A 13,186-nucleotide genomic window follows, 5' to 3' on the forward strand; every position below is an offset into this window, starting at 1 on the left:
CAAGGCCTCAAATGATCGGCAGCCTGTGGATAACTCGCGCCTGTGGATAACCCGTAGGGTATTTCACGTATTTGGTCCGAATTTCTGCTCGGTCGCTGTGGATAACTCACCTGCGTCCGGTGCCGAACTCCGGTACGAAAGTGCCCCACATGATGAACAGTTCGCGGGTCGATGAAGCCCTTGGGCGCCTTGTCGAGTCCCGCCGCGAGAGGTGCGGTGCTGTGAGTTCGTGGTGCGTCCGGGGTGCCGCGGGCCTGCTGCCGCTTCCGTGCTACGTGGACGCCGTCCGGGCAAAGAAGTAGGGGGTGCACGGTGTGCACCCCCTTGCGACCTGCACAGACGCAGCGTTACCGCGTGCTGATCTGATAGAGGTTCTTAGGACTCGTCACCTCGGCGAAGAAGTCGTTGCCCTTGTCGTCGACCACGATGAAGGCCGGGAAGTCGACCACGTCGATCTTCCAGACCGCCTCCATGCCGAGCTCCGGATACTCCAGCACCTCGACGTGCTTGATGCAGTCCTGCGCCAGCCGCGCGGCCGGGCCGCCGATCGAGCCCAGGTAGAAGCCGCCGTACTGGTGGCAGGCGTTCGTCACCTGCTTCGAGCGGTTGCCCTTGGCGAGCATGACCATCGAGCCGCCGGCGGCCTGGAACTTCTCGACGTACGAGTCCATGCGCCCCGCGGTCGTCGGGCCGAACGAGCCCGACGCGTAGCCCTCCGGGGTCTTCGCCGGGCCGGCGTAGTAGACGGCGTGGTCGCGCATGTACTGCGGCATCGGCTCGCCCGCGTCGAGGCGCTCGGCGATCTTCGCGTGGGCGATGTCGCGGGCCACGACCAGCGGGCCGGTCAGCGACAGGCGCGTCTTCACCGGCAGCTGCGACAGCTGGGCGCGGATCTCGGCCATCGGGCGGTTGAGGTCCACGGCCACGACGTCGTCGTCGAGGTGCTCGTCGGTGACGTCGGGCAGGAAGCGGGCCGGGTCGCGTTCGAGCTGCTCGAGCCACACGCCCTGCTCGTTGATCTTCGCGACGGCCTGGCGGTCGGCGGAGCAGGAGACCGCGATCGCGACCGGGCAGGAGGCGCCGTGGCGCGGGAGGCGCACGACGCGCACGTCGTGGCAGAAGTACCGTCCGCCGAACTGCGCCCCGATGCCGAACTCGCGCGTGAGCTGGAGGACCTCGGCCTCCAGCGCCACGTCCCGGAAGCCGTGGCCGACGGACGAGCCCTCCAGGGGCAGGGTGTCGAGGTACTTCGCCGAGGCCAGCTTCGCCGTCTTCAGCGCGTGCTCGGCCGACGTGCCGCCGATCACGATCGCCAGGTGGTAGGGCGGGCAGGCGGCCGTGCCGATGAGGCGCAGCTTCTCCTCGAGGAACTGCATCATGCGGGTCGGGTTGAGCAGGGCCTTCGTCTCCTGATACAGGTAGCTCTTGTTGGCCGATCCGCCGCCCTTGGCCATGAAGAGGAACTTGTACGCGTCGTCGCCCTCGGCGTACAGCTCGATCTGCGCCGGCAGGTTGGACCCCGTGTTCTTCTCGTCCCACATGGTCAGCGGGGCGAGCTGCGAGTAGCGCAGGTTGAGGCGCGTGTAGGCGTCGAACACGCCCCGGGCGATCGCCTGCTCGTCGTTGCCGTCGGTGAGCACGAACCGGCCGCGCTTGCCCATGACGATCGCCGTGCCGGTGTCCTGGCACATCGGCAGCACCCCGCCCGCGGCGATGTTGGCGTTGCGCAGCAGGTCGAGGGCGACGAACCGGTCGTTCGGCGAGGCCTGCGGGTCGTCGATGATCGAGCGCAGCTGGGTCAGGTGGGCCGGGCGCAGGAAGTGCGCGATGTCGTGCATGGCCTCGTCCGTGAGGCGGGTCAGCGCCTCCGGCTCGACGGTCAGGAACCGTCCGTCGCGGCCGACCCCGTCGCTGGTGACCAGGCGGTATTCGGTGGTGTCGGGTCCGAGCGGCAGCAGCGGGGAGAACGCGAAGTCGGGCATGCCCTCGACTGTATTACTCGACTCCGGCGACCCTGAGCAGGGCGGCCGTCAGTGCCGCGGCCACCACGACGACCACGAACGGCGCCTTGCGCCACGCGAGCACGGCCCCGACCAGCACCCCGGCCGGGCGTGCGATGCCGACGAACTTGCCGCCCTCCACCAGCGCGGCGGTGGCGATGAGCGCGGCCAGCAGGGCGATGGCCGCGAGCGAGAGGTACCGCTTCAGCTCGTCCGACACCGTGATCCGGTCGCGCAGGACGGGTCCGGCGAAGCGCAACGCGTAGGTCCCGGCGGCGAGCACGACGATCGCGATCCAGTTCATGACGCCTGCTTCCTTCCGAGGACGAGCGCGAGCAGTGCGGCCAGCACGGGAAGTCCCGCGGGCAGGAACGGGGTCGCGACCAGGGCGAGCGCCGCCGCACCGATCGCGACCCGCAGCGACGGCCGGTCCTTCAGCGACGGCAGCGTGAGCGCCAGCAGCGCGGCCGGGAACGCCGCGTCGATGCCGAACGTCTCCGGGTCGCCGAGCGCGGACCCCACGATCGCGCCCGCGGCCCCGGCGACGTTCCAGGTCAGGAACAGGCAGATCCCGGTCATCCAGTACGCGCGGCGGCGGCGGGCCGGGTCGGACTGGGCCAGCGCGAAGGCGACCGACTCGTCGGTCATGAGGTGGCTGCCGAGCAGCCGCGCGCCGCGGCCCTCCCCGAGCACCTCGTTGCCGATCGCCAGGCCGAACGGCAGGTGCCGGGCGTTGAGCAGCAGCCCGGCGAGCGCGATCGCGGCCGTGGTGGCCCCGGCGCCGGCCATGCCGACGGCGAGGAACTGGGCGCCGCCCGCGTACACGAGCGCGTTCATGGCGACGATCTGCGACAACGGCACCCCGGCGGCCGAGGCGATCGCGCCGAACGACAACCCGACGACCACACCCGCCGCACACAGCGCCGCGACGTCCCGGGCGATGGGATCTGTTCGGAGAATCGAACGCATAGTTCGGTATGCTGGACCGAGTCACGAGTGTTCGTCAAGCCGAATAAGTCGTTCGACACACCGAACGGATGTGCCTTGGACCCCACCAAGCCCCCGATCGACCTCATCGCCGCCGCCCTGCGCCGCGAGCGGGAGCGGGAGAAGCTGTCCCTGAGCGAGGTCGCCAAGCGCGCGGGCATCGCGAAGTCGACGCTCAGCCAGCTCGAGTCCGGGGCCGGCAACCCCAACATCGAGACGCTCTGGGCCCTCGCCGTCGCGCTCAACGTGCCGTTCAGCCGCCTGGTCGAGCCGCCGCCGACCGCACCCCGCGTGATCCGGGCCGGAGAGGGCCCGACGGTGAAGTCCGAACAGGCGGACTTCATCGGTACCCTCCTGGCGACTTCCCCGCCGGGAGTACGCCGCGACATCTACCTGATGCGCGTCGAGCCCGTCGGCGCCCGCAGGGCCGACGCGCACCTGGCCGGCACCATCGAGCACGTGGTGATGATCAGCGGGCGGATGCGGGTCGGGCCCGAGGACTCACCGGTCGACCTCGACGTCCACGACTACGCCTCCTTCGCCGGGGACGTCGCGCACGGCTACGAGGCGCTGGCCCCGAACACCTCGTTCGCGCTGGTCATGGAGCATCGCTGAGCGCCGGTACCGAATCCGTCAATTGAACGGCAGATAGCCGATCGTCCGGCCGCGGCCGATCATCATGCCGCGGTCGCCGATGCCGAGCACGTCCGCGGTCGTCTTCGCATCCACGAGGGTGCGCCCGCTGTCCGGCGCGTAGGCGAGCAGCCGCCCGCCGGCGGAGTCGCGCACGAGCACCGCATAGCGCGACACCGCGATGTCCGCCTTCTCCGGGACCTCGTGCTGCCAGAGCCGCCCGCCCTTGTCGAAGCCGACGACCGAGAGCGTCTTGCCGCCGTTGGAGCGCACCAGGCCGTACTGGCTGTCGGCCGCCACGATCTCGTCCCCCTCGGCGCCGGCCCACATCTCGCGCCCGTCGCGCGGGGAGAGGAACACCTCGCGGTTGTCGCCGCGGGTCGCGATGAGCACGGAGTCGGCACCGGCCGGGTCCCGGCGCTGCTCACACCCGGCGCCGGAGGCCGTGTGCAGGTCGTAGCCGTCCTTCTTCCACACGGTCTTGCCGGTGCTCGCGTCGCGGCCTTCGAGGGTGTACCGGCAGTTGCCGTCCTTCGGCGCCGCCGTCGACACCAGCACCCGCCCGCCCGCGACGACGACCCGCGACGTCTTCGACGGGCTCGCCTCGGGCAGCAGCTTGCCGCGGCCGGTGTCGACGACCTTGACCTTCTGCTCGATCGGGAACCCCAGCATCGCCGGGATCGCCCGCGGCATGGCGTCGATGGCCTCGCGGTACGCGTCGGCCTTGACCTCGGTCCCGAGCAGATCGCTGTTGATGCCGTTCAGCACCCGCCCGATCCCCGGCAGCGTGAGCTTCCAGATCTGCGCCCCGTCGCGCGGCGCCCGCGCCGTGAGCGTGCAGTCGCTGAGCCCCCCGCACGACAGCGTCAGCACCGAGTCCCGATACGTCCACGCCCCGACCGCGTCGCCGTCCTTCCACTTCGCCGTGCCGCTCGCCGGGTCCAGCGCCTCGAGCCCGACACCGCGCCGCCCGACGATCGCGACCGTGTTCGAGCCGTCGCCCGCGACCCCGGCCCAGTCGGCCTCCTTGGTCCACAGCACCTGGCCCGAGCTCAGCGACCGCCCCTCGACGGTGCCCCGCATGCTGACGACGGCGGCCGTGCCGGCGACCACGGCCGACGAGGGCTGCCCGCCCACGCGCTCGGTCCACGTCGTGTCCGGGGTCGACAGCTTGCTCGTGCTGTCGGCGACCTTGTTCCACCAGTCGGTGACCTTCGGCAGCGGGTTCCAGCCGGTCACGATGATCGCGGTGATGATGAGCGCCAGCACACCGATCGCGCCGAGCGCCGTCTCGAAGTTGCGGACCGCTCCCCTAGCCACGGCCGCGAGCGTAGCGCCGCGGCACTGTACTCCGGCGGATCGCCCCATTTACCCGTGTCGAGGGGATTCACCCGAAGGTGGGGGGCTCACTCGCACGCCACGCCGTCGTTGTCCCGGTCCAGGCCCGAGCGGTATCCGGGCTGGCCCCGATACAGCGGGGCGGCTCCGTGGGCGCGGACGTCGGCGCAGTTCTTGTAGTAGACGGCCGCCGGCGGGGTGGTCCTCGGCGCGGGCGGCTTCGTCGTCGTCTTCGCCGGGGCGGGCTTCTTCGTCGTGGCCGCGGGGGCCGGCGGCTGCGTCGTCGGCACGGCCGTGGTCGCGGCCGGGATCTCCGCGGACGGCGTCATCGACGGCGACGGCGACGGTGACGGGCTCGGCGACTCGCTCGGGCTCGCCTCGGCCGATGGCGCGACGCCCACGAGGTTGTTCGGCTTGGCCGGCGTGTTCGGATCGCAGGCGGCGAGCGCGGCGACGGCGAGGGCGGCGACAAGGAGGCGGCGAACGATCACCACTCGATCTTCGTGCACCGGCAGCCGGAATGGATCAGGTGGGGCGGTGAGCCGGACGGCCGAACATGCGGAACCGTTCGGCGGTCCGGGACAGCGCAAGGGCGGAGCCGGCCACCATCGAACCGGCGTTCCCCGCCCTGGCGAGGCAGTGCACCGACCGCTGCGCTACGGCCCGGCCCGAGCGGAGTGCAGACGCTCGATGCGTGCGAAGGCCGGGTCGGGGCGGCGGGCGCCCTCAGAGGAGCATGCCCCGCAGGAAGTCCAGGTCCGGGCGGCCCGTGAAGCCCGCCATGTCCGTGTAGCCGCCGGGGTTCGCGCGGGCCGTCGGGTCGGCGCCCGCCTTCAGCAGGCGGCGCACCAGGGCCGCCGAGCCCCGGGCCACGGCCTCGTGCAGCGGCGTGCGGCCGCGGGAGTCGCGGGCGTTCGGGTCCAGGCCGGCCGCGAGCAGGCGGGGCAGCAGCGGGTCGCCGCCCGGCAGCAGCGGGAGCAGGTGCAGGAGGGTCTCGCCGTGCGCCCGGAAGCGCACGTGCGGGTCGAGGCCGCGCTCCAGCGCATCCAGCACGGCGGCGGTGTCGCCGTGCTGGATGACGTGCATCAGCTCGACCTGCAGCCGCAGCACCCGCTGCGGCGGGCGGTGCGCGGGATCGCGCCAGCCCTCCCGCGCGGCCACGCAGCCCTGCAGCTCGCCGCCGAGCGCGGCCAGGGCCAGCTCGCGGTCGATCTCGGCGGGGGTGTGCGGGATGACGGTCGCACCGTCGCGCATGACGACCTCGTGGGTCGCGTGGTCGCACCGCACGCGGATGGCGGTGGGGAGGCGGGTTGGCTCTGGCGGTACCGCTGCCGGGGCTTTCGGAAAGAGGGCCCGATGCGCCAGCGGGTGCAGGCGGACCGGCCCGTCGAGCAGCGCGTCGAACTCCTCCGGGCGGCGGACCAGCGCCGGCGGCACGATCGGGATGCGCTCGAGCAGCGTGCCGAACTCGTCGAGCTCGGCGTCGAAGCGGGACCCGTCGGCCTCGTGATAGGGCGCGCGGGTCAGCAGCCGCGCGCGGGTGCCGTCGAGCACGACCGTGCGGCCCCGCACGTCGAGCCGCACCAGGCCCCGGTGGTCGTCGACCTCGGTCATCGGGTGCGGCGGGGGCGGGACGACGCGCGGATCGCGATGCGGCGCGCTGAAGCGCAGCTCGGCCACGTATTCGAGGGTGCGCCGCGCGGCGTCGGCGAGCGCGGCCTGCACCGGGCGCAGCGGGGCCAGCGCGTGCTCGACCGCGACCCCGCGCGCGTGGTTGCGCCGGCGGGGGTCGATCGCGAACGCGGCGGGGTCGACGCGCTCGCGGCCGAAGCGGCGATCGAAGAGCAGGACGCGCAGGTCGTATCCGGCGATCGCCCACGCGGCCGCCTGGGTCCGGGCCCGCAGCGCGCGCTCGACCCGCCCCTCGGGGGAGTCGTCGCCGAGCGCGTCCTCCGGCAGCCGTTCCCCGGTCGCGGTGAAGAACGGCAGCCGGGTGACTCCGCCGGATCTCGTCAGTTTTTCGGCGGTACACCGGGAATCCCACCGGTCCCGCAGCAGCACGAACGTGTCGTCCCGCCGGCCCGGCTGCTCGATCATGCGCCCGAAGCACAGCTGGATTCGCTGCGTGCGCGCCTCGGCCCGCGCGAACACCGCGTGGTCGTCGGGCAGGAGTGTGAGCGGGTAGAAGGCGTCGGTGCGCGGGAGGCCGGCGTGGTCGCGGGGGATGTGCCAGCGCAGCAGGTCCGGCACCAGGTGGCGCAGGTCGTCCTCGGCCTTGTCGACGGCCTCGGGCCCGAGCCGGCGCTCGACCGAGCGGAGCTCGAAGCCGAGCAGCACACCCGCGGCCGCGCAGGCGCCCTGCCAGTCGCCCGCCTCGCGGCGCTCGGTCGCGCGCTCGATCATCGTCGCCGGCACCGCGGACGGATGCAACGGTCGCATCCATCCTCCATTTCTCGAGGGCGGGGCCGGCCGGAGTCGAACCGGCGTTCTTCGGATTTGGATTCCGATGCGTCTACCTCTGCGCTACGACCCCGCCGAGCAGAGTCTAGGGATCTCTGGCAACCGGCTCGTGTTCTGCGGTTTCCGGGCAGCACCGGCCGGGGTCGCGTGGGATGCTGGCGCTCATGTACGGCTTCGCGAGACTCGCCGGGTTCTTCGCCGCGCACGGGGTGTGGAGCGTGTCCGACGGCGGCCCGCTGACCCCGATCCTCGGCTACGAGGATGCGAGCGGCCAGCGCGGCCTGACCCGCTTCGTCGCGGACGACCTCGCCGAGGGCGCGCGCAAGGGCCGGGAGGCGCTGGAGTCCAATGTGGAGGGGTGGGCGCGGGCGGTGCTCGTGCTCGACGCGTACATCCACCTCGAGGTGGGCAAGGTGGACGCCCTGATCGCCGAGGCGGTCGAATACGGCCCGGTGCGCAAGAAGCTGGTCATCGCCGTGCCGTATCGCCCGGAGCCGTTCGCGGTGCACCGCCCCAAGTTCCTGGAGATCGAGGGGGTGCCGGAGTCGGAGTCGGGCAACCTGGCGGACGCGTTCTTCAACGGCGTCGACTCCCACGAGGAGGCCAACGCTGTCTGGAATGCCCACTTGGACGAGTCGATCTAGCAACTGAGCGTGACGGTGTTTCACGCAGCGTGCTCGTGGAGGATGTGAATTTTTCTCAGTAATTATGCTGAGGTTTGAAGATGGGAGCCGGCACCGCCCAGGCATGCGCGCGTTTCCTTGTGATCCATAGCGCGCGCCACGGCGTCTTCGGATCGGGGGTGGTTCGCAAACGGCTACGGCAGGTGATCGAGTCCGGCCGACGGGATGGCGGTCCAGCCCTCGATCTTCGCCAGGGCGAGCTGGTTGCCGTCGGGGCGGATCGTCAGGCCGAGCGCCGCGGCGCGCGCGGTCAGGGCGGCGACCACGGCGTCGAACGCGTCGCGGTTGGTGGTCACCAGCGGGCCGAACGAGCCGACGTCGAGCCACGGCGCGGCCTCGAGCAGGGCGGCGGCCAGGCCCTCGTGCCGGCCCTTGTAGCGGCGGGTGACACCCCAGCGGTGCAGCGAAGCCGCCGGGTGGGTCTCGACGATCAGGCCGGTCCCGCTGCGGTCGACGTCCTGGCCGGAGCGGGCGAGCATGGCCTGCAGCGCGGCGCACCGCAGGGCGGCGTGGCCCTGGCGGTCCGCGGCGACGCTGGCCGGCACGACGCCGGGGACGTTGGCGCGGACGACCTCGTCGGTCGCGCGGTACATCATCGCCCGCCGCCAGTTCGCGCCGTTCTCCTTGCTCGGCAGCGACGCGGTGTGCCCGACGCGGTGCGCGTTCACGAGCGCGGCGAACGGTTCCGGCCAGCCGAGCGCGCAGTTCAGCCCGGTTTTTCCGGCCCCGCGAACGGCCGCCACGACCCGCGCGTCGGGCACGCCGACGGCCAGCTCGCGCAGCGTGGCCCGGCCGCGCGACCATGCGATGGTCGCGAGGGCGGTCCGCTCGTCGGTGGGAGCGAGATCGACTCCTGCGGTGAGCACGAGATAAAACAGCGGCGCCGGCCCGCGCGGTGTTACACCCCGGCCGCACGCCCCGCGCTGGCGTCAGCCGTTGTCGTCGTTTCCGCCCGAATTGTCGTTTTCGCCCTGATCGTCGCCGCCGTTCCGGTCGCTCGTCGGAGGAGCGGCCGTGCTGGTCGACGGGTGAGGCGGGGGTGCCGAGGGGGAGGTTGACACGGTGCCGAGCACGCGGCGGCAGTAGGAGTCGACGGACGCCTCGCCGCCGGCCAGCAGGGACAGTTCCCGGCGCAGCTCCTCGGTGACCGGTTTGTCGGCGCGGGCGTTCCAGGCGCGGCAGGACTCCAGCGGCGTCGTGCTCGGGCGGGGCGACGGTGACGGCGAGCCGCGTGAGAGCTGCGGCGCCGGCACGGTCGACGTCGGGGAGGAGCCGGACGACGTGTGGCTGTCGAGCCAGGTCTGGACCGGCGCCGGGAGGTGGCCCGTGCTCGCCGCGAACGCCGTGCCGCCCACGCCGACCGCCACCACCGCCGTGGCCACGACCGCGAGCAGGCGGCGCTTGCGGCGAGGGCGGCGTGCGGGGGCGGTGCGCGGCCGGTACTCCTGGCGGAACGCCGCGACCGCCTCCTCCTCGCCCCGCAGCTCATGCCGCCGGCCCGGCGCGGCCGCCGCGGACAGCAGGTCGTGCAGCCGGTCCTCGGGGCGCTCGTGCTTCCGCTTCATCCCGCCCGCCTCTCATCGGCGGAGCGCTGGCTGGGCAACTCGGCGGAGCGGGCCTGGACCTCGGGGTGCTCGGCCAGCTTCCGCAGCCCCCGCATCGCCGCGATCCGCACCGCCCCGGAGCGCTTCCCCAGCACCCGCGCGGTACCGGCGACATCCAGGCCCGCCACCACGCGCAGCATCACCGCCTCGGCCTGGTCGCGAGGCAGGCCGGCGATGAGGCGCAGGGCGCGGTCCGTGTCGTCCAGTTCGAGAACCTCGGTCGCCGCGTCCCGGGTCGCTACGACTCGCAGCTGGTCGACGGCCTCGTGCGGTTCCTCGTGGCGGCGCCAGGCCTTGCGGTTCTCGTCGATGCCGCGATGCCGGGCGATGCGGAACAACCAGATGCGGAAAGCGGTGGCGGTACCGTCAAATCGCCCCAAATCCCGTGACACCTGCAACCAGGTCTCGGAGGCGACGTCCTCGGCCGCGTCGCCGCACACGACGCGCAGGTAGCGCAGCACGAGTGGATGCAGCGACCGCCACAGCACCGCGAACGCCTCGGCATCCCCGTCGATCGCGGCGGCCAGCGGCACGGCGAGGTCCTCGTCCCGCACCCCCTGGACCGACGCCGTCACCAGCACACGGTAGGACAGGTCGAGCCGGATTTCTCGGTGACCGTACACCGGGAAACGCACCCAGGTTGCCGCAAGTGCGCGGCTCGAAACAAAGATCATCCCATCCGCTGGTGTGATTGCGAACGCCCCCGCACGCGAACCCCAGTCGCTTAGAGTGACCGATTGACTACTGAAAGCGGGGGAGTGCATGGGCAGGGTCAGCATAGGAGCCGCGCTCGCGGCCGTCGTCAGCGTCGCGGCCCTGACCGCCGGCGCCACTCCTGTGCTCGCGCAGCCGGGGGCCGTGGCCGTCAACGTCACGCCGAACCCCTCGGTCCGCGGCCAGGTCGTGAAGGTGTGCGCGGAGGTGAGCCTCACCGAGGCCACGGGCACGGTGACCTTCAGCGGCGCCGGCGCCACGGGCACCGTCGCGCTGAACACGTCGGGCGAGGCCTGCATCAGCAGCACCGACCTGCAAAGCGGCACGGTCACGGCGCAGTACAACGGCGACAGCACCTACGATCCCGAGGCCGGGACCGCGACGGTGACGGTCGAGCCGACGAGCACCACCACCACGGTCACCGCGACGCCCGACCCGTCCGTCAGCGGCCAGTCGGTGCAGCTGTGCGCGACGGTCACCGGGGATGCGCTGCCCGAGGATGCCGGGCCGACCGGCACGGTGACCTTCACCTACTCGGGCGGGAGCCAGTCCGCGACCCTCAGCGCCGGCAAGGCCTGCGTCACGGACTCCGACCTGACCACCGGTACGGTCAAGGCGACCTACGACGGCGACGGCGACTTCGCCGGCTCCTCCGGCACCACGACGGTGACCCGCGACCAGGCCGACACGACCACCACGGTCACCGCGACGCCCGACCCGTCGTCGCAGGGCGAGAGCGTGGAGGTGTGCGCCACCGTCACGGCGACCGCCCCCGGCAGCGGCACGCCGAAGGGTGAGGTCAACTTCTCCGGCCCGGGCGGACTCAACGAGGACAAGCTGCTCGACGGCGCCGGCCAGGCCTGCGTCACGACCGCGACCCTGGCCACCGGCACGATCACGGCCACCTACTCCGGCGACGAGCAGTTCAACAGCTCCATCGGCACCAAGTCGCTGACGGTCGACCCGGCCACCACCAAGACGACGGTGTCGGCGACCCCCGACCCGTCGACGGCCGGCCAGCCGGTCCAGGTCTGCGCGACCGTCGCCGTCGAGGCGCCGGCGAGCGGTACCCCGACGGGCACGGTCACCTTCACCGGCGCCGGCCTCACCGACGCGGTGCCGCTGAGCGGCGGCGAGGCGTGCACGACGAGCACGTCGCTGGCGACGGGCACGATCAACGCCGCGTACAACGGCGCCCCCGACTTCGCCGTCTCCTCGGGCACCACGAGCGTGACGGTGAACGAGCCGCCGTCGGACCCGAACTCGAACCCGGCTCAGTCGCCGCCGAGCCGGCCGCGCAACGTCACCGCGACCGCGAACGCCTCCTCGGTCACCGTGACCTGGGACGCGCCGACGTCGGGCGCCGACGTGACCGGGTACACGGTCACCGCGAGCCCGGGCCCGCAGACGTGCACCACGACCGGTGCCAAGACGTGCGTGCTGGGGGCGGTCGCGGGCACGACCTACACGTACACCGTCGTCGCCCACTCCGACGCCGGCGACTCGGTCCCGAGCGAGCCGTCGACCGCGGTCACCCCGGCGGCCCCGACGGCGCCGGACACCCCGCCGTCGACGAACCTCACGCTCACCACGACCGACGGCAACATCACCACCGCCGAACCCGGCCAGCAGATCGTGTTCGTCGGCACCGGCTTCGCGCCGCACTCCACCGTCCTGGTGACCATCTACTCGACCCCCATCGAGCTCGGCCGGGTCACCACGGACGCGACGGGCGCCTTCCAGACGCCGATCACGCTGCCCCAGCAGCTGGCGGCGGCCCAGCACACGGTGGTCGCGCAGGGGGCGGCCCCGGACGGCAGCCCGCGCGCGATGGCCCTGACGGTCACCGTCGCGGCCGCTGCCCCGGTCACGAGTCCGGTGACCGCGGGCGGCGGCGGCACCCTCCCGGTGACCGGGCCGCCGATCGGCCTGCTGCTGCTGACCGGCCTGGCCCTGGCCGTGACCGGCGCGGGCCTGCTGCAGGCGGGCCGCCGGGCCGCCTGACGTTCCCGAACCGCGAAGGCCGCCCCGCTGCCCGGGGCGGCCTTCGTGCTGTGCCGGACCCGGAATGGCATCGCCGAGTCGGCGCTTCCCCCCGTACAACATCGGATCCCGGCGATCCGGAAGACCGATTCGCCGCTATTGCGCTCCGCCGTAGCCTCGACACGTCCAGTAGCCGGTCGCGAGAGGTCGTCGGGTGCGCAAACCGTTCCCCGTCATCGACGTACGACCGCTCGAACCACCCGGCGTGTCGGCGTTCGGCATGCGCCGCCGGCGGCTCGGCGACATTCCGGTGCCCGGCGACGGTGCGGTGCTCGTGTTCCTGGTGGACGGGCGCTACCAGCAGCTGCCGGGCGGCCGTAACCCGCGGCCCGGCGACCATCTCGTCGTCGCCGCCCGCGGGGTGGCCGTGGTCGACATGCGGCCGCGCAGCATGCTCTTCGACCTGCCGATCGCCTCGCCCCGAGCCGGCCGCGACCTGCACCTGCGGCTCGGCATCCGGTGCCGGGTGGTCGACCCGTGCATCGTCGCCCAGCAGGGGCTGCGCGATGTCGCGCCGGAGCTGCTCACGTACTTCGCCGAGGACCAGCGCCTGCGCTGGACCGCGGCCGGCCTCGCCGACCGGACGGTCAACGAGGTCTTCCGGGTGGTGAGCAACCGGGTCGCGGCCCGGTTCGTGGCCCATCCGCTGACGGTTCCCGGCATGGAGTTCCGCCTCGCCGAGATCCGGCTGTCCACCCGTTAGCGCACGCACCCGACCTTGGGG

Annotated in this window: 13 protein-coding genes and 1 tRNA gene; 4 read left to right on the top strand and 10 right to left on the bottom strand. The window is 72.6% G+C overall.

The window, feature by feature from the left end; translation table 11 throughout:
* Positions 1–347: 347 nt before the first annotated feature.
* The 3 genes from ACQP2P_RS01475 to ACQP2P_RS01485 are packed head-to-tail and all read right to left on the bottom strand — an operon-like array spanning position 348 to position 2,969.
* Positions 348–1,982, bottom strand: coding sequence for a fumarate hydratase (locus ACQP2P_RS01475; RefSeq protein WP_433612488.1), 1,635 nt, complete (start codon positions 1,980–1,982; stop codon positions 348–350).
* A gap of 13 nt (positions 1,983–1,995) precedes the next feature.
* Complete coding sequence (locus tag ACQP2P_RS01480) at positions 1,996–2,304, bottom strand: AzlD domain-containing protein (protein ID WP_433612490.1); 309 nt, start codon at positions 2,302–2,304, stop codon at positions 1,996–1,998.
* Complete coding sequence (locus ACQP2P_RS01485) at positions 2,301–2,969, bottom strand: AzlC family ABC transporter permease (RefSeq protein ID WP_433612492.1); 669 nt, start codon at positions 2,967–2,969, stop codon at positions 2,301–2,303. The genes ACQP2P_RS01480 and ACQP2P_RS01485 overlap by 4 nt, the downstream gene beginning before the upstream one ends.
* Positions 2,970–3,044: 75 nt before the next feature.
* Between ACQP2P_RS01485 and ACQP2P_RS01490 the strand changes: the two genes are divergently transcribed.
* Positions 3,045–3,602, top strand: a complete 558-nt coding sequence (locus ACQP2P_RS01490; protein WP_433612494.1) for a helix-turn-helix domain-containing protein — start codon at positions 3,045–3,047, stop codon at positions 3,600–3,602.
* 18 nt (positions 3,603–3,620) lie between these two features.
* On the opposite strand, the gene ACQP2P_RS01495 is transcribed toward ACQP2P_RS01490, so the two are convergent.
* From ACQP2P_RS01495 to ACQP2P_RS01510, 4 genes are all read right to left on the bottom strand, one after another.
* Entirely contained in the window at positions 3,621–4,940 is a 1,320-nt protein-coding gene (locus ACQP2P_RS01495) for a PQQ-binding-like beta-propeller repeat protein (RefSeq protein WP_433612496.1), read from the bottom strand.
* Positions 4,941–5,026: 86 nt separating this feature from the next.
* Positions 5,027–5,449, bottom strand: coding sequence for an excalibur calcium-binding domain-containing protein (locus ACQP2P_RS01500; RefSeq protein ID WP_433612498.1), 423 nt, complete (start codon positions 5,447–5,449; stop codon positions 5,027–5,029).
* Positions 5,450–5,684: 235 nt separating this feature from the next.
* A complete protein-coding gene (locus ACQP2P_RS01505) occupies positions 5,685–7,397 on the bottom strand; it encodes an ankyrin repeat domain-containing protein (RefSeq protein WP_433612500.1) in 1,713 nt (570 codons plus the stop codon).
* Between the two features lie 21 nt (positions 7,398–7,418).
* Positions 7,419–7,491: transfer RNA gene (locus tag ACQP2P_RS01510), tRNA-Trp, on the bottom strand.
* 79 nt (positions 7,492–7,570) lie between these two features.
* On the opposite strand from ACQP2P_RS01510, the gene ACQP2P_RS01515 reads away from it, so the two are divergent.
* A complete protein-coding gene (locus ACQP2P_RS01515; RefSeq protein ID WP_433612502.1) occupies positions 7,571–8,062 on the top strand; it encodes a hypothetical protein in 492 nt (163 codons plus the stop codon).
* Positions 8,063–8,235: 173 nt separating this feature from the next.
* Here ACQP2P_RS01515 and ACQP2P_RS01520 read toward each other — a convergent pair whose 3' ends face one another.
* The 3 genes from ACQP2P_RS01520 to ACQP2P_RS01530 form a co-directional block, all read right to left on the bottom strand.
* Positions 8,236–8,967 (bottom strand): DUF429 domain-containing protein, encoded by a 732-nt coding sequence (locus ACQP2P_RS01520; protein WP_433612504.1) that lies wholly within the window; start codon positions 8,965–8,967, stop codon positions 8,236–8,238.
* Between the two features lie 63 nt (positions 8,968–9,030).
* Complete coding sequence (locus ACQP2P_RS01525; protein WP_433612506.1) at positions 9,031–9,666, bottom strand: hypothetical protein; 636 nt, start codon at positions 9,664–9,666, stop codon at positions 9,031–9,033.
* Positions 9,663–10,484 (bottom strand): RNA polymerase sigma factor, encoded by an 822-nt coding sequence (locus ACQP2P_RS01530; RefSeq protein ID WP_433612508.1) that lies wholly within the window; start codon positions 10,482–10,484, stop codon positions 9,663–9,665. The genes ACQP2P_RS01525 and ACQP2P_RS01530 overlap by 4 nt, the downstream gene beginning before the upstream one ends.
* On the opposite strand from ACQP2P_RS01530, the gene ACQP2P_RS01535 reads away from it, so the two are divergent.
* Entirely contained in the window at positions 10,468–12,423 is a 1,956-nt protein-coding gene (locus ACQP2P_RS01535) for an Ig-like domain repeat protein (protein ID WP_433612510.1), read from the top strand. The two genes, ACQP2P_RS01530 and ACQP2P_RS01535, sit on opposite strands and share 17 nt — an antisense overlap.
* A gap of 193 nt (positions 12,424–12,616) precedes the next feature.
* Positions 12,617–13,165, top strand: coding sequence for a hypothetical protein (locus ACQP2P_RS01540; RefSeq protein ID WP_433612512.1), 549 nt, complete (start codon positions 12,617–12,619; stop codon positions 13,163–13,165).
* The last annotated feature ends 21 nt before the right edge of the window (positions 13,166–13,186 follow it).

Origin of the sequence: Dactylosporangium sp. CA-139114, from assembly GCF_050955725.1 — a bacterium.
Classification (GTDB): domain Bacteria; phylum Actinomycetota; class Actinomycetes; order Mycobacteriales; family Micromonosporaceae; genus Dactylosporangium.

Coding starts and splice junctions, on each gene's coding strand:
- ACQP2P_RS01475 (WP_433612488.1), bottom strand. CDS start 1,982: ATGCCCGACTTCGCGTTCTCCCCGCTGCTGCCGCTCGGACCCGACACC.
- ACQP2P_RS01480 (WP_433612490.1), bottom strand. CDS start 2,304: ATGAACTGGATCGCGATCGTCGTGCTCGCCGCCGGGACCTACGCGTTG.
- ACQP2P_RS01485 (WP_433612492.1), bottom strand. CDS start 2,969: ATGCGTTCGATTCTCCGAACAGATCCCATCGCCCGGGACGTCGCGGCG.
- ACQP2P_RS01505 (WP_433612500.1), bottom strand. CDS start 7,397: ATGCGACCGTTGCATCCGTCCGCGGTGCCGGCGACGATGATCGAGCGC.
- ACQP2P_RS01515 (WP_433612502.1), top strand. CDS start 7,571: ATGCTGGCGCTCATGTACGGCTTCGCGAGACTCGCCGGGTTCTTCGCC.
- ACQP2P_RS01525 (WP_433612506.1), bottom strand. CDS start 9,666: ATGAAGCGGAAGCACGAGCGCCCCGAGGACCGGCTGCACGACCTGCTG.
- ACQP2P_RS01535 (WP_433612510.1), top strand. CDS start 10,468: ATGGGCAGGGTCAGCATAGGAGCCGCGCTCGCGGCCGTCGTCAGCGTC.
- ACQP2P_RS01530 (WP_433612508.1), bottom strand. CDS start 10,484: ATGCTGACCCTGCCCATGCACTCCCCCGCTTTCAGTAGTCAATCGGTC.